The 18,886-nt window shown below is 47.0% G+C and carries 15 protein-coding genes; 12 read left to right on the top strand and 3 right to left on the bottom strand.

Annotated elements, in window-relative coordinates:
* Positions 1 to 3 precede the first annotated feature (3 nt).
* From ACUUJN_RS22390 to ACUUJN_RS22370, 5 genes are all read left to right on the top strand, one after another.
* Entirely contained in the window at positions 4 to 1,128 is a 1,125-nt protein-coding gene (locus ACUUJN_RS22390) for an NADH:flavin oxidoreductase (RefSeq protein WP_023990325.1), read from the top strand.
* Between the two features lie 148 nt (positions 1,129 to 1,276).
* Complete coding sequence (locus ACUUJN_RS22385; RefSeq protein WP_007432172.1) at positions 1,277 to 1,645, top strand: ArsR/SmtB family transcription factor; 369 nt, start codon at positions 1,277 to 1,279, stop codon at positions 1,643 to 1,645.
* A 189-nt stretch (positions 1,646 to 1,834) separates the two neighbouring features.
* A complete protein-coding gene (locus ACUUJN_RS22380; RefSeq protein ID WP_340857723.1) occupies positions 1,835 to 4,276 on the top strand; it encodes a heavy metal translocating P-type ATPase in 2,442 nt (813 codons plus the stop codon).
* A 306-nt stretch (positions 4,277 to 4,582) separates the two neighbouring features.
* Positions 4,583 to 6,034: a PEP-utilizing protein gene (locus tag ACUUJN_RS22375; RefSeq protein ID WP_484668940.1), complete on the top strand. Its 1,452-nt coding sequence runs from the start codon at positions 4,583 to 4,585 to the stop codon at positions 6,032 to 6,034.
* Between the two features lie 428 nt (positions 6,035 to 6,462).
* Positions 6,463 to 8,445 carry a heavy metal translocating P-type ATPase gene (locus tag ACUUJN_RS22370; protein ID WP_484669768.1) on the top strand — a complete coding sequence of 661 codons (1,983 nt, stop codon included), beginning with the start codon at positions 6,463 to 6,465 and terminating at the stop codon, positions 8,443 to 8,445.
* 146 nt (positions 8,446 to 8,591) lie between these two features.
* Here the strand turns inward: ACUUJN_RS22370 and ACUUJN_RS22365 are convergent, their stop codons facing one another.
* The gene (locus ACUUJN_RS22365) at positions 8,592 to 10,115 is read right to left on the bottom strand and encodes a DHA2 family efflux MFS transporter permease subunit (RefSeq protein WP_023990320.1); all 1,524 of its coding nucleotides are present in this window, start codon (positions 10,113 to 10,115) and stop codon (positions 8,592 to 8,594) included.
* A 9-nt stretch (positions 10,116 to 10,124) separates the two neighbouring features.
* Positions 10,125 to 10,760 (bottom strand): HlyD family efflux transporter periplasmic adaptor subunit, encoded by a 636-nt coding sequence (locus ACUUJN_RS22360; RefSeq protein ID WP_103744670.1) that lies wholly within the window; start codon positions 10,758 to 10,760, stop codon positions 10,125 to 10,127.
* A gap of 133 nt (positions 10,761 to 10,893) precedes the next feature.
* On the opposite strand from ACUUJN_RS22360, the gene ACUUJN_RS22355 reads away from it, so the two are divergent.
* Both ACUUJN_RS22355 and ACUUJN_RS22350 read left to right on the top strand, forming a co-directional pair.
* Entirely contained in the window at positions 10,894 to 11,448 is a 555-nt protein-coding gene (locus ACUUJN_RS22355; RefSeq protein ID WP_053326104.1) for an NAD(P)H-dependent oxidoreductase, read from the top strand.
* Between the two features lie 10 nt (positions 11,449 to 11,458).
* Positions 11,459 to 11,920, top strand: coding sequence for a hypothetical protein (locus ACUUJN_RS22350; RefSeq protein WP_053326103.1), 462 nt, complete (start codon positions 11,459 to 11,461; stop codon positions 11,918 to 11,920).
* 81 nt (positions 11,921 to 12,001) lie between these two features.
* On the opposite strand, the gene ACUUJN_RS22345 is transcribed toward ACUUJN_RS22350, so the two are convergent.
* Positions 12,002 to 12,733, bottom strand: coding sequence for a ZIP family metal transporter (locus tag ACUUJN_RS22345; protein WP_053326102.1), 732 nt, complete (start codon positions 12,731 to 12,733; stop codon positions 12,002 to 12,004).
* A gap of 281 nt (positions 12,734 to 13,014) precedes the next feature.
* Here ACUUJN_RS22345 and trxB point away from each other — a divergent pair, with 281 nt between their 5' ends.
* From trxB to ACUUJN_RS22320, 5 genes are all read left to right on the top strand, one after another.
* Entirely contained in the window at positions 13,015 to 13,956 is a 942-nt protein-coding gene (gene trxB / locus ACUUJN_RS22340) for a thioredoxin-disulfide reductase (protein ID WP_028541826.1), read from the top strand.
* Positions 13,957 to 14,014: 58 nt separating this feature from the next.
* The gene (locus tag ACUUJN_RS22335; RefSeq protein ID WP_007432162.1) at positions 14,015 to 14,245 is read left to right on the top strand and encodes a glutaredoxin family protein; all 231 of its coding nucleotides are present in this window, start codon (positions 14,015 to 14,017) and stop codon (positions 14,243 to 14,245) included.
* A gap of 364 nt (positions 14,246 to 14,609) precedes the next feature.
* Positions 14,610 to 16,499, top strand: a complete 1,890-nt coding sequence (locus ACUUJN_RS22330) for a beta-glucoside-specific PTS transporter subunit IIABC (protein ID WP_484668939.1) — start codon at positions 14,610 to 14,612, stop codon at positions 16,497 to 16,499.
* Between the two features lie 50 nt (positions 16,500 to 16,549).
* Positions 16,550 to 17,386: a BglG family transcription antiterminator LicT gene (licT, locus tag ACUUJN_RS22325; protein ID WP_028541828.1), complete on the top strand. Its 837-nt coding sequence runs from the start codon at positions 16,550 to 16,552 to the stop codon at positions 17,384 to 17,386.
* Between the two features lie 16 nt (positions 17,387 to 17,402).
* A complete protein-coding gene (locus tag ACUUJN_RS22320) occupies positions 17,403 to 18,860 on the top strand; it encodes a glycoside hydrolase family 1 protein (protein WP_484668938.1) in 1,458 nt (485 codons plus the stop codon).
* Positions 18,861 to 18,886: the final 26 nt, after the last annotated feature.

Here is an 18,886-nt window from a genome sequence, read left to right as displayed (position 1 = left end):
TTAATGAACACAGAATTACTGTTTAAACCTTTTAAGGCAGGTAATTTATCTCTTCCCAATCGGATTGTTATGGCGCCTATGACACGGAATTTTTCTCCTCAAGGTATTCCAGGGCCTGAAGTGGCCGCGTATTATCGTCGCCGTGCGGAAAATGCAGTTGGATTGATTATTACGGAGGGCACTGCTATTAATCATCCTGCAGCTGTGGAGCACACAAGCATTCCTAATTTTTATGGAGAGGGATTAGAGGGATGGGCCAAGGTAGTTGAGGAGGTTCATGCGGTAGGTGGCAAGATTATACCGCAGCTCTGGCATGTGGGTACGGCCCGTAAAATAGGTGCAGATAATCAACCGAATCCCGAGGCATTGCCTGTCGGTCCGTCCGGTATTTCTCCCGCTGGTGAAAAGGTGGTCGAGCCATTGACGGAGGCTGAGATTGCGGATATTATCTCCGCTTATGCTCAGGCCGCTGCCGATGCCCAGCGAGTGGGGTTTGACGGTATTGAGCTTCATGGAGCACATGGCTATTTAATCGATCAATTTTTCTGGGACAAAACGAATAAGCGTACCGATCAATACGGAGGCAATTTGGTCCAGCGTACTCGGTTTGCGGTGGAGGTCATTGAGGCTTGCCGTCGTGCAGTGGGGCCGAACTTCCCAATTGTACTGCGATTCTCCCAGTGGAAGATGTATCACTATGAAGAAAAGCTGGCACAGACACCACAGGAACTTGAACAGTTTCTCACTCCATTAGTGAAGGCAGGGGTGGATATATTCCATTGCTCAAGCCGCCGTTTTTGGGAACCGGAATTTGAAGGGTCTGATCTAAATTTGGCAGCTTGGACCAAAAAGATAACAGGCAAGCCAGTGATTACTGTGGGCTCGATTGGTTTGGAGAAGGCCTTTTTGAGTGATTTGGAAAAAAATAATAATCGTCAAACCGATCAATCCAGTAGTGTAGAGGCAAGATTAGAACAACTCGTGGGGCAAGTAGAACGAGAGGAAGCTGATCTGGTTGCGGTTGGGCGTGCTTTGTTGGTTGATCCAGCGTTTGCGGTGAAGTTACGTGATCAACAAATAGAAGAAATTATTCCTTACAGTGATGAAGTATTAAAGACGTTGAATTAAGCTTTATGTCGTGTAAAGCTATAGCGTTAGGCAAGCATTGAAACTTGGAAGTTTTCTGTTACAGGGCAAGCTGTAATATAAGCTATTCGTAAACTCTACGAATTTGCTATAATAGAAGCATCAAGTCGAAATACACGGGGTGAAAAGGATGAATTCTGAAACGGAAGCTTTGGATTGCGAGCCGGCTTGTCACGGTTCAGATCAGGAAATCGAGCGCATAAAATCTTCCCTTGTCGAGGATTCCATCGCATACAAAATGTCGGAGCTGTTTAAAGCACTGGGTGACCCGACACGGATTAAGCTGATTTATGCCCTGGCACAAAAAGAATTGTGTGTTCATGATCTGACCCAGGTGTTGAACATGGGACAATCTGCGGTATCCCACCAGCTTCGCTATTTGCGCAACCTGCGTATTGTCAAACGACGCAAGGAAGGCAAGACGGTGTTTTATTCACTGGATGATAATCATGTGGAGCAGATCTTTTTGCAAACCCATCAGCACATATCACATCAATGATTTTTTGGAATAAAACAACAGTAGGGCGCCAAGTGATTGGCGCTCTTTTGGCGTTTGTCCGTTGAAGTCGATTTTTTTGTTAAAAAGGGGCTAGAGACATTGACTTTTGACCCTGATCCTGAATATAATGACCTTAACAAATAATATATGAACAGTTGCTCATATATAGTTAATTGGAGGCCGATGATTATGGATGCTCTAAAAAGAACGGAACGGCATGAATGGATTTTGGAAGGTTTGGATTGCGCCAACTGTGCTCTAAAGATTGAAAATGGAGTCAGTAAAATAGAAGGGGTCCTGGATTGCTCGGTCAATTTTGTTACGAAAACGTTGACGATGACCACAAGTTCGGATCAAAAAGAAGAGGTTTTTCGCCAGACTGAACGGAAGGTTCACAGACTCGAGCCGCATGTTCGAATGGTTGTAAAAAATGCTCGTGGACGCCTGCGTGAAGACAGCCGAAGCAATGCTGGTGCAGTACAGTCAGACAGCACAGAGGATTGTGCATGCGGTCATGAGCATGATGGTGAAGGTGAAGGGCATACACACGAGGTCGGGCAACATGCGGCTCACAGCCACGCTGGTCATCATCATGGAGCACATGGCAAGCAAGCCCATACGCACGATGGACACAACCACGGTGATCATGGACACGAGCATCACAACCACCATGCAGAGCACGAACATGGTGAAGCCACCCACGCTCATTCACATTCGCATGGAGATGATGGCCACGCTGGACATACGCATGATCACGGTACGGACGGTATGCGCCGCATGATTGCGCGTTTGGCTATTGGTGCGGTCGTTGCGGCTGTTGCCTGGTGGTTACCTGTCGAAGGTGTAGGCAAGCTGGCCCTATTTTTACTGGCATATATCATCGTTGGCGGTGATGTTGTCTTGCAGGCTGCGCGCAGCCTGGTGCGTGGAATGGCCTTTGACGAATACTTCCTAATGACGCTAGCTACTGTGGGTGCATTTGCGATTGGGGAATACCCGGAAGGCGTAGCTGTCATGTTCTTTTATCAAATCGGAGAGCTGTTTCAAGGCATTGCAGTTAACCGTTCACGTAAGTCCATCAGTGATCTGATGGATATTAGACCGGACTATGCCAACCTGAAGACGGCTGAGTCCGTACGGAGAGTGTCCCCAGAAGACGTTCGCATAGGGGATTTGATTGTAATTAAGCCGGGCGAGAAGATCCCGCTGGATGGTAAGGTTATAGATGGTAAATCGCATGTGGATACCTCTGCGTTGACTGGTGAATCGGTGCCTCGTACTGTAGAGCCAGGAAGCAGTGTGTTGAGTGGATTTATCAATACGAACGGACTTCTAACGGTAGAGGTTAGCAAAGAATTTAGTGAATCCGCGGTCTCTAAAATTTTGGAATTAGTGCAAAATGCGAGTGCCAAAAAAGCGCCGACTGAAAAGTTTATCACGAAATTTTCCAGATACTATACTCCAGTAGTGGTTATTGTAGCGCTGTTGTTGGCGGTTGTTCCACCGCTTGTTGTGCCAGGTGCACAATTTGCAGATTGGGTATACCGTGCGCTTGTTTTCCTCGTTATTTCTTGTCCTTGTGCGCTGGTAGTATCCATTCCACTGGGCTTCTTTGGGGGAATCGGGGCAGCCTCCCGTTCAGGTATTCTGATCAAGGGCGGGAACTATCTTGAAGCTCTGAATCATGTGAAATACGCTGTTTTCGATAAAACGGGCACACTCACCAAAGGTGTTTTCCGTGTAACAGGGATTTATCCTGCCGGAGATTTTACAAACGAAAGCTTGCTCGAAACCGCCGCTTTGGCGGAGCTGCATTCCACACACCCTATTGCTGCGTCTTTGCGTGAATCCTACGGTAAAGAACTCAGAGCAGAACGGGTTCAGCAATATAGTGAAATATCGGGTCACGGGATTCAGGCACAAATAGATGGTCGTCTGGTATCGGCCGGGAACGCCAAGCTGATGGAGCGGGAGCATGTGGCTTTTAACGCGGCGCAGCAAGCAGGGACGCTGGATGAAGGAACGGTCGTACATGTGGCTGTAGACGGAACGTATGCTGGGTGCATTCTGATTTCAGATGAGGTTAAGGAAGACGCAGCCCAAACGGTTGCTTCACTGAAAAAGTTGGGTGTGGTTAAAACCATCATGCTGACGGGTGACAATAGGACAGTTGCCGAGGCTGTAGGACGACAGCTGGGTTTGGATGAAGTACGGGCAGAGCTGTTACCTCAGCACAAAGCTGAAGCCATCGAGCAGTTGTCTACAAGTAAAAAAACGAGCGACAAAATTTTGTTCGTAGGCGATGGGATTAATGATACACCCGTACTGGCACTGGCAGATGTCGGTGTAGCGATGGGCGGTTTGGGATCGGATGCTGCGATTGAGGCGGCAGATATCGTAATCATGAACGACGAGCCTTCAAGGCTAGTTACGGCGATCCATATCGCTAAGCGCACACGTCGTATCGTATGGCAAAACATTATATTTGCGCTAGGCGTCAAAGCTGTGTTTCTTACGCTGGGAGCATTCGGTATTGCTACTATGTGGGAGGCTGTATTTTCCGATGTAGGTGTAACATTGCTAGCCGTATTGAATGTGATGCGTGTATTGAAGGTTCGTTCTTACGAATAAAAATAAACACCCCTGGGTTAGCATTGGATGTATAGGCATCCTGTGAAGACCGGGGGTGTTTATTTTATAGGTTCCTTTTTCGAGTGGTCTTGTGCCAGCAGTATAGAGATTTATTTTGGGATGTAGGGTGGTTGTGCCCAGATGTATAAATGTGTGGCGTGCCTAATACGTTAAGGTAGGGGCTTTACAGGTAAGGCCCATGTAAGATTCGGTTGCTCCATAATGAGTAAGCGTTTTCTTTGTTTGGAGGGGTACTCGAATTCGTGTGTGCCAACTTGCTGACGGAAGAAAGGATGGATTAATAGCATGGAGGCTAAACTGATGCATGTATTCGCAGAGCTGTTGGGTGGTAAAAACAGCCGGGATCTCAAAGTTCCAGAGTCGGGTACGGAGGCTGCTGCACAGAGGTTGGCTATGGAGACGCTAAGGGCAGGCAGCCATGAAGTATCTGCTACGCAGGAGGAAGATCCGTTGGGCTGGCTGGTTGGTTTAGCTGAGCAGGGCGTAATCAGTCGAGCGGAGGCTTTGATGGCTGCGAATCCGGAATTACTTGGGGAAACGATGCTGAATAACAGCAACGATATTGGGCAAGCAATGGGCACACTCCTAAAATGGAGCGATGAATACAGGCGTACCTCCATACGGATTTATGCCGATGCTCCTGCAAGTTTGAGTCGCATCAGTACAGAGACAGCATCAGAAATAGGCAGTTTTGACGGTTATAGTCTTCTGCATGGTCCCTTGTCACAGGCATCTGGCCGCGTGGGGGAATTATGCTATGCCTATCTGGACGTAGCTGAGTCTGGACAGATGATTCATGCCCCTGACGGGGAGCCCGATCCCATCCTTATTCCCGGTTCTCGTGCATCTGACACGTACAAAACCTTTAACCAGGCATCTGGCCTGCCTGGATTGTGTGAGCATTTGTCCCGCCGAATTATCAGTTTGCTGGAAACAGAATATGAAGGCTTATTCGAGTCTTTGAACGGATCACCACTCACTATAGCCCTAATTGAGCAGAACAATGCAGTGGGTCTTGGAAGCCTGCAAGATATGCAGCTGGAGGCATTACTGCGTGCGGCGTTACGGAGCGTGCGGCAGGGGGGAGAACCCAAGCTGGAGATTATGGTGCGCAATCCGGCTGACGTGGACGAATTCCGGGCAACCCGAGACTGGATTGACGGCGTTGCGGAGCAGACCTTATGCGGACGTCTTCGGTGCATTCCATATCGGGTAGGCGTACTTTTGACAGTTGATCCGTCTTTGGTGCCTAACGTAAGCCAAACAGGGAACAGGCCAGCCGCACGGTCGGGGGAGTCAGCCAACCCCAATCACATGTCCGAAGTGGGCGCACGACAGATCAAGCAGGTGGCTCAAGCTGCAGATCTGGCACGCTTTGCCGATACGGTCATTTTAGAAGTCGTACCAACTTCATCCGATGGCATTAGGGCTGAGGATCAGTTGATTCCATCCGATGTCAATGGTCATGAGAATACTAGTGATACGATAAAATGCATAATGGAAGCTGTTCGGCGTGTAAAGCCCGAGCTTCCTTTATGGGTAGCAATAGATGAAATTCACCAGTCTCTGGATGGGATTTCGATCTGGGAGAATGAGCTGACGGGGGTCATTTGCCCGGACACAGCAGTTCCCGCTGCACGCCTTGCGGCTGCGCGTTTGGAACTGCAACAGCCCGCAGATCGTCAGCACACTTCAGGAACTGCACACAACCATGCGTGGAAGTTTCCTTTAGCCTGAAGATAACCCGAATTCATGTAATAGAGGATTTTGCAAAAATCCAATAAGCGACTTTCAATGAACAATATATAGATCGAAATGGTCTAGTTCGTCTATATATTGCACTTTGGAGCGACTGGAATCGAATTTTGCAAATCCTGAATAGGATACTTTAAATATGGAGGATACCTGCGGTGTTTGCGCGGGTATCTTTTTTTATTTAGGCTATTACTGGTTTACAAGTGGAAAAGAAAAGGTATATAATAAAACAAAAGTTTCACTAAACCAAAATAATTGTATATATGCAAAAATGATTATCATTCTCATTGCCAAACATGCTGCTTCGGGCTTCCCGAAGCAGCATGTGCTATTTTAGGGCACTTAACAATGGATATCATTCTCAATGAGATGCTAGTACAAGGAACAAAATATGAAAGGAACGTGACATGATGCAAGCTGCTCAACGATTACAAGATACATTGTCTTCCTCTAACCGAACCCTTTCAAAAAACAGTGGCAGCGGACGACCCGGTCCGAATCGCAAGCCGCAATTTCAGCTTAAAAGCATGCTGAAAAACAAGGAGATGCAAGCTGCTCTAGGTAGTGGATTGCTGATGCTAATGGCATGGGGGATTTCACATTGGTGGCAATGGCTATCGGTCATTCTGTATGTGGTGTCTTACGCCCTTGGGGGCTGGTCCAAAGCCAGAGAAGGGATCGAAACACTGATCCGAGAACATGATCTGGATGTTAATCTGCTCATGATCGCTGCCTCCCTAGGAGCTGCGGCCATTGGCTATTGGAATGAAGGAGCCATGCTGATCTTTATTTTTGCACTCAGTGGTGCGCTGGAGAGCTATACCACCGAGCGTAGTAGTAAGGATATTTCTGAGCTCATGGCGTTGAAGCCGGAAACGGCTTTGCGCTTGTCTCGCGAGGGGACGGAAACGGTCGGCATTGAGCAGCTGTTGCCAGGCGACCTGCTGCTGGTGAAGCCGGGCGAACTGATTCCGGCGGATGGGCGAATCTCCAAGGGCGTTTCGGCAGTGAATCAGGCATCTATTACCGGTGAATCTGTTCCGGTAAATAAGGTGGAAGGTGACGAAGTATATGCCGGCACCATTAATGGAGAAGGCGTGCTATATGTAGAGGTTAGTCAGTCCTCGGAGGACACTTTATTTTCAAAAATCATTCGTATGGTGGAAGAGGCTCAGACCGAAGTTCCTGATTCCCAGCGGTTTATTAAAACGTTCGAATCGGTGTACGCTCGAATTGTTGTTGCTGTCACGCTGATCGTCATTGCCGGTGCACCCATAGCATTAGGCTGGACGTGGGCAGCAGCGTTCTACAAGGCTATGGTGTTCCTCGTCGTGGCCTCACCCTGTGCGCTCGTGTCATCCATTATGCCAGTGATGCTATCGGCCATTTCCAACCGTGCCCGGCGGGGCATCCTGTTCAAAGGTGGCGCACATGTGGAGAATATGGCATTGACTTCTGTTGTTGCTTTTGACAAAACAGGCACGTTAACGATGGGGTCACCTGTCGTCACGGATTGGATTACCGCCGCAGAATACGATGCCGATGAGCTATTGCACATTGTCGCTACAATCGAAAGTTATTCTTTGCATCCGCTGGCGCGAGCGATTGTAGCCAAAGCCCAAGCTGAATGGGGACAGAGAGAGCTGCTCCCAACCGAGCAAGTGCAGGCACTCACCGGATGGGGGATGGAAGGCATCATAGGCGGGGTGAAGTGGAAAATCGGTCGTACAAATGTACTGGATGGACCTAGTCCTCTGGCAGAGCCACAGTGGATGGAGAGTCGGGCCCGGCTGGAAGCTGAGGGCAAAACCGTATCCATTATCCTCGCGGATGATCGGATTGCCGGGATGCTGGCACTACGCGACGAGCTGCGTCCGCAGGCCCAAGAGTCCGTGAAACGTCTGCAAGCGCAGGGGATCTGGGTCGTCATGCTGACCGGAGACCGTCCAGAAACGGCTGCTGTGATCGCGGAGCAGGCCGGAGTCGACGCCGTATATGCTGGCTTAATGCCGGAGGACAAAGTCAGCCATATTCGCATGCTGCGGGAGCAGTACGGGCATGTCGTCATGGTCGGCGACGGTGTGAATGACGCTCCAGCGTTGACTGCGGCAACCGTAGGACTAGGCATGGGGATGCATGGCAGCGGAGCAGCGCTAGAGGTCGCTGACGTGGTACTGATGAACGATGGAATCGAGGAGATTGCTCCGACGATAGCACTGGCGCGCAAGGCGCAGCGGGTGGTCAAACAAAATATGATCTTCGCGGTAAGTGTCATTTTGCTGCTTGTGATCAGCAACTTTGTGCAAGATATAGCCCTGCCATTTGGGGTTATTGGGCATGAAGGCAGCACATTACTTGTCATTTTGAATGGCCTGCGCTTATTGCGGTCATAGGACTAATAATTACAAGATGACAAACAGGAAGGAGCATTCATACCTCTTAAAATCCAAGGGGGTGAATGCTCCTTCTTTTGCAGTACTAGCCTATCTGTCTGAAAGGCAAGTTCATCTCATACCTCTAGTTCGCTAACGCTGTACGTCTATCTTCGTCGCGGTGTAGACCGTCGCAAGAACAAGGAAAACAATAGCCCTGCAAGCGCAATCCCTGTAGCAATGATGAAGGCATCATTAATGCCATGGATCGTCGATTCCGTAACGGCACTGCGGTACACCTGTTGTAGCGCCAACGCTGAACCACTTTCTGTTGAAACGCCCGCCGTTTGCGCGAGGGTTTGTCCCAACTGTGCTACTCCTTCGGTTAAAGGAACATTGGCGGTGGTAGCGACATTCGCATAATCCGCTACATGAATCGTGGTCCGGCTGCTCATTACAGTAATGAGCCAAGCGGTACCGATAGACCCAGCGATTTGCCGTACTGTGTTGGACATGGCTGTACCGTGGCTACCGAGATGGGCAGGTAGCTGGTTTAGCCCTTCCGTCTGGACGGACATCATCAGCAATGACATTCCGAAGCTGCGAATCGTATAGATGATCATAATATGTCCGTAGGTGGTGGCATCGGTCAGCAGACTGAATTCCCATGTCGTGACTGCCGTAATGATCAGTCCAATGATCGCCAACGGCCTCGCGCCGATACGGTCAAATACTGCCCCTGATATCGGTGACATCACACCCATCAGCAGTGCACCCGGCAACAGCAGCAGACCGGATTGCAGCGGTGTAAAGCCGCGTATATTTTGCAAATAGATCGGCAGCAGCAGCATCCCGCCGAACATTGTCATGTTGACGGTAGCCCCGACTAAGGTCGATACAGTGAAAATATCATATTTAAACACACGGAACTCCAGCATCGGTTGTATCATGTTCAGCTCACGTACGATAAACATTACAATAAACACAATCCCGGCAGCGAGTGTAAGTATTACCGTATTGCTACTCCAGCCTTTGTCTCCAGCTGAACTAAAGCCATACAGCAGAAAGCCAAAACCAAGGGTGGAAAAGATGGTTCCCAACAGGTCAAAGTTCGGTTTTGTTAGCTTGGATACATTTTTGAGCCAGCGTATGGCGAACAGAATATCAATGATCGCCAGCGGAATAACCAGCAAAAATAGCAGCCGCCAGCTGTAATGCTCCACAATCCAGCCGGATAAAGTCGGTCCAATCGCCGGGGCAAACATCATGGCGATCCCCATGGTACCCATGGCAGCGCCCCGTTTTTCCGGAGGAAACACAGTCAGGAACACGTTCATGACCACAGGCATGATGATGCCCGCTCCGCTGGCCTGGATAACGCGTCCAACCAGCATAGGCGCAAAGCCGGTACTGGCAGCACAGACGACAGACCCGGCAGTAAATAACCCCATCGCGGATATGAACAGCGCACGTGTTCCGAATGACTCAATCAGAAAAGCGGTGATTGGAATCAAAATCCCGTTGGTTAGCATATATCCGGTGGATAGCCATTGAACGGTCGTTGCAGATACATTGAAATCATTCATCAAGTGTGGAATGGCCACGTTAAGCAGTGTTTGATTCAAAATCGAAATGAAGGCGCCTAGCAGCAGCACGGACAGAATACGTCCGACGGACATTTTTTGATCCATGACAGCCTCCTACTTGTGAACTCTGATGGTCGCACTCATTCCCGGGATAATACCCAGCCCTTTATAACCTTGAATGGAAATATTGACAGGCACGACCTGCGTTACCTTGGTATAGTTGGCAGTGGTATTGGAAGTGGGCAGTAGTGAAAAAGTCGATGCGGTCGCCAGGCCGATCTTTTCGAGTTTACCGCTTAGGGACGTATCCGGGTAAGCATCAATATATACATCTACGGTCTGTCCTACTTGAAGATCCTGTACAGCCGTTTCGTCTATATTGGCGGTAATCCATAAATTGTTTAGATCAAAAGCCTTCGCTAAAGGCGTGCCTGCCCCAACAATCGAGTTATTGACCGCAGATTGCTGCACGATGGTACCATCGGTTGGAATCGTAACGCTAATTCGACTTCCGCCTCCTTCTATATTCCCAAGCGTGCTTCCAGCGGTGTAGGTTTTACCAACTTCAGCATTCCAGCCTGTGAGCTTGCCCGCGCTTGGAGAGGCAATGGTAACCGCTTGTCCGCTCACTTGGGCATTATCGGTTTTTATGTAGTTGGCGGATTGATTATAGTAATAGGCGGCGGCTCCACCTCCTGCCAGAATAATGATAATAACTAGCAGGTTGACTAATATGGCGCGTGAATTCATGTGTAACATGCCTCCCTAGTTCTTGGATTTTCAAAGTATGCGTCAAACGATTCATAATATTCAGATGGATTTTGGGCAAGGTTAAGAGCGCATGCGAAAAGGATGATTTTGCTGACAAAGGATGATGCGCATAATGACGACCAGAATCATGATTGTATATGACAGTGAAAATGAGCATACCGAACGTCTCGCTCGCTCCATCGCAGAAGGCGCGCGCCTTGAGCACACGGAAGTGTTGCTAAAGCATGTGAACGAGGCCGATGTGAATGAGCTAGTGAGTGTGGACGCGATCATATGGGGTTGCCCGGGCCATTTTGGTACCATTAGTAGCGGTCTGAAAAGCTGGATTGATAAGCTGGGGTATCTGTGGGCACAGGGCAAGCTGGTGGATAAAATCGGCGCTGTGTTTTGCACAACCGCTACTGTTCATGGTGGATTAGAATCCACACTTCTGAATTTGATTACTCCGATGCTTCATCAAGGCATGATTGTTGTAGGACTGCCAGCTAATATTACGGAAAATGCGTTATACGGCTCCTATTACGGCGTAGGGATAACATGTCCGGTGGAGACAGACCCCAATGGACCGCCTAATCTTCCAACGGGTGATGATCTTGCACTAGGTCGCTCTTTGGGCAAACGGGTCGCTGAGATAGCGAGACGGTACCGTAGCGCTGAAAGAGAATAGGAGGCCGCCGATGACCATTGCTTTTATCGTAGTAGCTGCGGTTGCCTTTATTTTTTTGCTGGTATTTAATACGAAGATGACACGCAAGTCTTCTCCCAAGACTCACCCCACCGAAGAGGATACACGGCAAAGAAGTAAACGTCCTTATCCTGTGCAGGTGGAACCCGAGGTGCGTGAATTGACAGATCATACGCGTGAGATGCAGCATAAAAATCTCGACGTCGAAGAACACCATGCCGAGGAGCATCGCAATATGCCGGATATCCAGACGGATAAGAAGGTGGAAAAGGATCGCGAGAACATCAAAGGTGCTTACGGGGATCAGGATTATCGTGCGGCTTTACGTGGTTTTGCTGGAAAAGACGAAGAAAAGGATGAACGTTCCCAAATATCTAATGGAGAGAAGGAGACTCACAAAAGTGAGGATGAGCAGTACCGTGAAGCACTGCGCTCCATGAACCAAAAAAAATGAGGTACCTTCATGTGAACATGCCAAAAAGGCTGCTTATCTGTCTGGATTACAGGCAGAAGGCAGCTTTTTTGTGTTGCTCGGCTATAGCCATTCGGTTAGCCCAATCATTGTAATCAAGCCGAGAATAAAAGAGAATGTGGCGATCCGCTGGTTGCCATCCCCGTGACTCTCGGGAATCAGTTCCTTGTAGACGATAAACATCATGGCTCCGGCGGCAAAAGCAAGCCCGTAAGGTACCAGTCCGTTCACCCAGCTACTCAAATAAAACCCGATCAGACTCGTTATGATTTCCACGGCTCCGGTGAGGGTAGCAATGCCCAATGCCTTGAAACGGCCAATGTTTTGATTCACAAGGAATAATGCTACGATAAAGCCTTCCGGGGCATTTTGCAGGCCGATAGAGAAGGCGATCAGATTGCCGAGATTGTGAGTCTCACTTGCATAGCTGACTCCAACGGAAAGCCCTTCTGGCAAATTGTGCAATGTAATAGCTGCGATAATGAGAAAAGATTTGGACTCCAGATGAAAGGTCTTGGAGTCCGGGTCCTCCAAATCCGCATGGGGAATGTACATTTCCATCACCAGTAATACGAGACAGCCGAGCAGGATTCCCGCAGTCAGCACGAACCAATTGGAATGCTCGATCGCTTCGGGAATGAGGTTATACACGGATGCAGAGGTCATAATTCCTGCGGCATAAGCCAACAAAACATCGCGAAGCCGATGCGTGATATTACGCATAAATAGTATGGGCACGGCGCCGAGTCCAGTGGACAGGGCAGAAATAAAGCTACCTACAAAAACGTCATTCATAATCGGGATAATCCCTCCATACCTAATTTATCTTTAAGCTTCGCTTCATGAAAACTTCATTTGACTGTTTACAGCTATTTCCGCATAATGAAATTAGGATTTAGAATCAGTCTAAGTCATAAGAACCTACAAAACAAGTGATTCGTTTTTGCAATATCCGGGTGTCCACATTTTGGGATAAGCTTTTGGTGGAATTACTTTTAGAGTATATGCAGCTGCCCAGCGCCCGGTGTCGAAAACTCGTTATATAATACTTATGATATTTTAGGAGGAACCAAGATATGTACAAGTCCATTATTATAGGTACCGGCCCTGCCGGTTTGACCGCTGCAATTTATCTGGCACGCGCTAACATGAGCCCACTGGTGATCGAAGGACCACAGCCAGGCGGACAATTAACCACGACTACGGAAGTCGAAAATTTCCCGGGTTTTCCTGAAGGAATCATGGGGCCCGATTTGATGGATAATATGCGTAAGCAAGCGGAGCGTTTTGGCGCTGAATTCCGCACAGGTTGGGTAAACAAGGTAGACACAACTGCTCGTCCATTTACATTGGATGTAGAAGGTTTGGGTGAACTGGTTACCGATACACTGATTATTTCCACAGGGGCGACTGCCAAATATTTGGGTATTCCCGGTGAACAGGATAATATCGGACGTGGCGTAAGCACTTGCGCAACATGCGACGGCTTCTTTTTCCGTGGCAAAGAAATTGTTGTCATCGGCGGTGGAGACTCTGCACTGGAGGAAGCCAATTTCCTGACTCGTTTTGCCTCCAAAGTAACGTTGGTGCATCGTCGTGAAGAAATGCGCGCCTCCAAAATTATGCAGGATCGTGCTCGTGCGAACAACAAAATTGAATGGGCGCTCAATCGTACTCCTGTAGAAGTGATCGCTGACGAGAACGGAGTCACTGGCTTGAAAGTGCTGAATAATGCAACAGGCGAAGAGGAGACCATTACAGTTAGCGGCGTATTCGTGGCGATTGGTCATCATCCGAATACAGGCTTCCTCGAGGGGCAAATTACAACGGATGCGAACGGTTATATCGTCGTAAATCCGGGGACTTCTGAAACAAACGTGCCAGGCGTATTCGCTTGTGGCGACGTACAGGATACACGCTACAGACAAGCAATTACCGCAGCAGGTAGTGGCTGCATGGCTGCTATGGACAGCGAGAAATACATCGAAAGCTTGGAGCACAGCGCACTGGCCCTGTAATGATCTTCGCAAGGTTGAATAAATATGATGTAACAAAATAAATGATGAGGTGATATTCATGGAAAAAGCAATTGTATACACATCTACAAACTGCCCGCATTGCCGTCAAGTAAAAAGCTATTTGAGTGAAAAAGGCGTGGAGTACGAAGAACGCAACATTGAAACCAATGAAGCTTTTGCTCAAGAGGTTTGGGATATGGGCATTCGTGCCGTTCCATTGACTTTGATCGGGGAAGAACGTATTTCCGGTATGAACAAAACCAAGTTTGAAAAAGTGTTGAACGCTTAATCCAACCTAACAGCAGATGACGGTCCTATGATCGTTATATGGTTTAAATAAGGCCCCCATTGCAGTTACAGCTGCGATGGAGGTCTTTTTACTTCTTTTTACAAAGAGAGAATTTTGTCGAAAAGTATTGCATCTGTAGATAATAGGTGCTATATTTTAATTGTAAGCGCTTAAAACCCGGGTTGCTTCTATGTAACAATTCATCAATGCACCATCAATTATGACTTCTAATTAACTAAATAGCACAATATCCAATAAAGGCGTGTTACTGTTCGGCAGGCAAGACCTAGATTGGGTAGGATATTTTTCCCTACCCTTTTTAGGTCTTTTTTTGTTCCTTATTTTAAGAAGGTAGGTGTAACTCATGAATTACAAAGATATCGCACAAGCCATTTTTAACAAAGTGGGCGGGAACGATAATATTAACAGTGTTATTCATTGCTCTACTCGATTACGGATGACGCTTCGTAAGCCGGAATTGGCACAAACAGATGAAATTAAAGCTTTGGACGGAGTTATGGGAGCCGTGAATAGCGGTGGACAATATCAGGTCATTATAGGAAATGATGTAGGCTATGTCTACAATGAGCTAGTCAAATTGCTGGACCCGAATCAATCGTCTTCCGATGAAGCCGAAAAAGTGAAGATGGATCGAAGCTTTAAGGGATTGTTCAATAGTTTTGCGAGCATGATTGCAGGTATTTTCCAGCCCATTATTCCGGCCATTGCTGCATCAGGGATGTTAAAAGCACTGCTCTTGCTATGCACAGTAACCGGAATCATGAGCAAGGAAAGCCAAACGTATATGATCCTAAGTGTAATCTCGGATGCGGCATTTTATTTTCTGCCTATGCTGCTGGCTTTCTCCAGCGCGCAGAAATTCAAGACTAATCCATTCGTATCCGTACTCCTAGGGGGTGTGCTACTTCATCCGAACTTAATCAGTTTGCTAGGAGGTGAGAAAGCTGTCACATTTGCAGGCTTGCCCGTAGCATCGGTACAATACGCTACCTCCGTTATTCCTATTATTTTGACCATATGGCTCATGTCATATATTGAGAAATTTGCTGATAAAATCTCTCCCGGACCTGTGAAAATATTTCTAAAACCATTAATCGTCATTCTGATTGTCGCACCTGTTTCTCTCATTGCCTTAGGACCTCTAGGTACGTATTTGGGCTTAGGTATGTCCAACGGTGTATTCTGGATTCAGGAACGAATCGGCTGGCTTACAGTCGTATTGATGTCTATCGTGATGCCGCTAATCGTCATGTTCGGCATGCACAAAGTATTCTATCCTATTATTTTTGCTGCGCTGGCTTCACCAGGATATGAAACATTGGTACTGGTTGCCATGTTGGCTTCCAATATGGCCCAAGGCGCGGGTGCATTTGCCGTCTCGCTGAAAACGAAAGATCCCAAGTTCAAACAAATTGCTTTGTCCGCAGGTATTTCAGGGGTATTCGGCATTACGGAACCCGCTTTGTATGGCGTACATTTACGCCTGAAAAAAACACTGTTCGCCTGTATGATTGGAGCCGGGGTTGCCGGATTGTTTGCAGGTCTTATGAATTTAAAAGCTTATGCAGCTGTGGGTCCAGGTTTTGCATCACTGCCGATGTTTATCAGTGAAGATCACTCTAACCTGGTATATGCGCTTATTACGATGGCTATTTCGATCATTGTGACTTTTATTGCAGTTTATATGATCGGCTTTCAAGATACGGTTACCGAACCGACTAAAATAGAAGCTCGTCCCGAGCCTGCTAAAGCACAAAGTATAAGTAAAAGCTTCAAATCTAAAACCGTTATTTTCGCACCTATGGAGGGCACCGTAATTCCCTTACAACAGGTCAAAGATGAAGCATTTTCTCAGGAAGCAGTGGGTAAAGGGATGGCTATTCAACCAAGTAGCGGAAAAGTGGTCGCACCTTTTGACGGCATCGTAGCAAATGTATTCCGCACCAAGCATTCCATAGCCTTAAAATCAGTTGAAGGCGTAGAACTGCTCATTCACATCGGTTTGGATACCGTTAAGCTGAAAGGCCAGCATTTTACTGTGCATGTACAGGAAGGGGACGAAATTAAGCATGGACAACTTCTAATTGAATTTGAACTTGAAGCTATACAAAGGGCGGGGTATGATACGATAACTCCGATTATTGTGACCAACACGGCGGACTATCTGGAAATCATGGGTCATGAAAGTTCAGAAAAGACAGGGCCGGAGAAGCCTCTAATTACTGTACTTTAACAGTGTGTTTGTTGGGGGAATCAAGCCTGGAAAGTGAGATGTCGTTGGATATGAAAGTAATTAAAGTTCTCAATACGAGTATTGTTCTTGCCAAACGTGAGGATCACAAAGAAATTATCGTGATGGGGAAAGGGATCGGCTTTAAAAGCAAACCTGGTGACTTCGTCGATGAGAACGAGATTGAAAAGATATATGTTCTTGAAAATGAAAGCATGTCTTCTGATCTGACGGCGCTAATGAAGGAAACCCCCAAAGAGTATTTGATTCTGGCAGACGAAATCATATCTTATGCCAAAAATACACTATCCAGTCACTTGAATGAGCATTTATATGTATCCCTGACAGACCATCTGTACATGGCAACCAAACGATTTAAAGAAAATATGAAGATTCAGAATCGGATGCTGTGGGAGGTCAAAAAGTTTTATCCGGAAGAGTTCGGTATTGGCTTGTATGCGCTCTCCTTGATTGAAAAGCGTATCGGTCTAGAACTGCCTGAAGAGGAAGCGGCGAATATCGCCTTTCATTTGGTTAATGCTCAACAAACCGATAACAATATGAACCAGGTTTTATTGATGACCAATACGGTCAAAGACATTTTGAACATCATTAAACTGCATTACCAAATCGAACTGGATACCCACAGCATCAACTATTCGCGTTTTCTAACGCACCTTCAATTTTTTGTTCAGAGATTACTTGAGCATAAAATGTTGGATTCTCAAGATCCAGAATTAATGAGCCAAATTGTGAACAAGTACCCTGAAGAAGAGAAGTGTGCGTTATCGATTCAACAATATATTGAAGCCAAATTCGAACTTTTGATCCCGGATGAAGAACTCATGTATCTGATCATTCACTTAAAACGAGTCATAAGTAGAAATTAAAGAGGAGGAGCTAGAGATGACAGAAATAAAAAGAACATTTCCGAAAGGTTTTTTATGGGGAGGTGCGGTAGCCGCAAATCAGGTGGAGGGCGCCTGGAATGTCGATGGTAAAGGGATATCTACAGCAGATATGGCTATTTACAAAAAGAATGTGAGCAAAGCTGATTATAAAAAACACAATTCAATGACTGAGGAGCATATCCAAAAGGCGATGCAGGACACGTCAGATCATGATTATCCCAAACGTCAGGGAATTGATTTTTATCACCGCTATCCCGAAGATTTAGCATTGTTTGGTGAAATGGGATTTAAAACGTTGCGAGTTTCTATTGCTTGGACGCGTATTTTCCCCAACGGAGATGAGGACAAGCCCAACGAGGCTGGACTGCAATTTTATGATCGGCTGTTTGATGAAATGCATAAAAACGGGATAGAGCCACTTGTCACCCTGTCCCATTACGAAATGCCGATGTATCTTGTAAACCATTACGGAGGCTGGATCCAACGGAAAGTTGTAGATTTCTTTATCCATTTTTGTAAGACTGTATTTAAAAGATACCAAAATAAAGTAAAGCACTGGATCACTTTTAATGAAATAGATAGTATCGTGCGCCATCCGTTTACGAGCGCTGGTATTTTACCGGAGCGCTTTGAAAATGTAGAGCTAGCGGTTTATCAGGGTCTGCATCATCAATTTGTAGCTAGTGCTCTGGCCGTAAAATACTGCCACGAAATCATTCCGGATTCTAAAATCGGCTGTATGTTAACCCGGCTAACGACGTATCCGCACACCTGTAATCCGCAGGATATTCTGGCAGCATTTAAAGATAATCAGTTCAACTATTTTTTCACGGATGTACAGGTTCGCGGAGCGTATCCCCATTATATGAAACGCTTCTTCCGTGAAAAGGAAATCGTGATTGAAAAGCTCGAGGGTGACGATGAAATTTTGAAGACGCATCCGGTGGATTTCATTTCCTTTAGTTACTATATGTCGTTGGTTGCTAGTGCGGATAGTGAAGGCATGGAAAAAGTCAGTGGCAATACGATTGGCGGCGTTAAAAATCCTTATCTGGAAACGAGTGATTGGGGCTGGCAGGTGGACCCAGTCGGCTTGAGACTCTCTCTGAATGAGCTGTACAGCCGCTATGAAGTACCATTGTTCATTGTAGAAAATGGTTTGGGGGCATACGACAAGGTGGAGGAAGATGGTAGTATTCAGGATGATTACCGTATTGATTACTTCCGTGCACATTTTGAACAAATGCATGAAGCGATTCTAGACGGGGTTGAACTCATGGGCTACACCAGCTGGGGAGCGATCGACTTGGTCAGTTATTCCTCATCTGAAATGGAAAAAAGATACGGATTTATATATGTGGACAAAGACAATGACGGTAATGGGACACTTGAAAGAAAACGAAAAAAGAGTTTCTACTGGTATAAGGATGTTATCTCCAATAACGGGTTGTAAGAAGAGGATTTTCCAAAATCCCGAGA

It is taken from the genome of Paenibacillus sp. LRG-1, from assembly GCF_057220305.1.
This window is presented reverse-complemented; position numbering and strand designations above follow the sequence as displayed.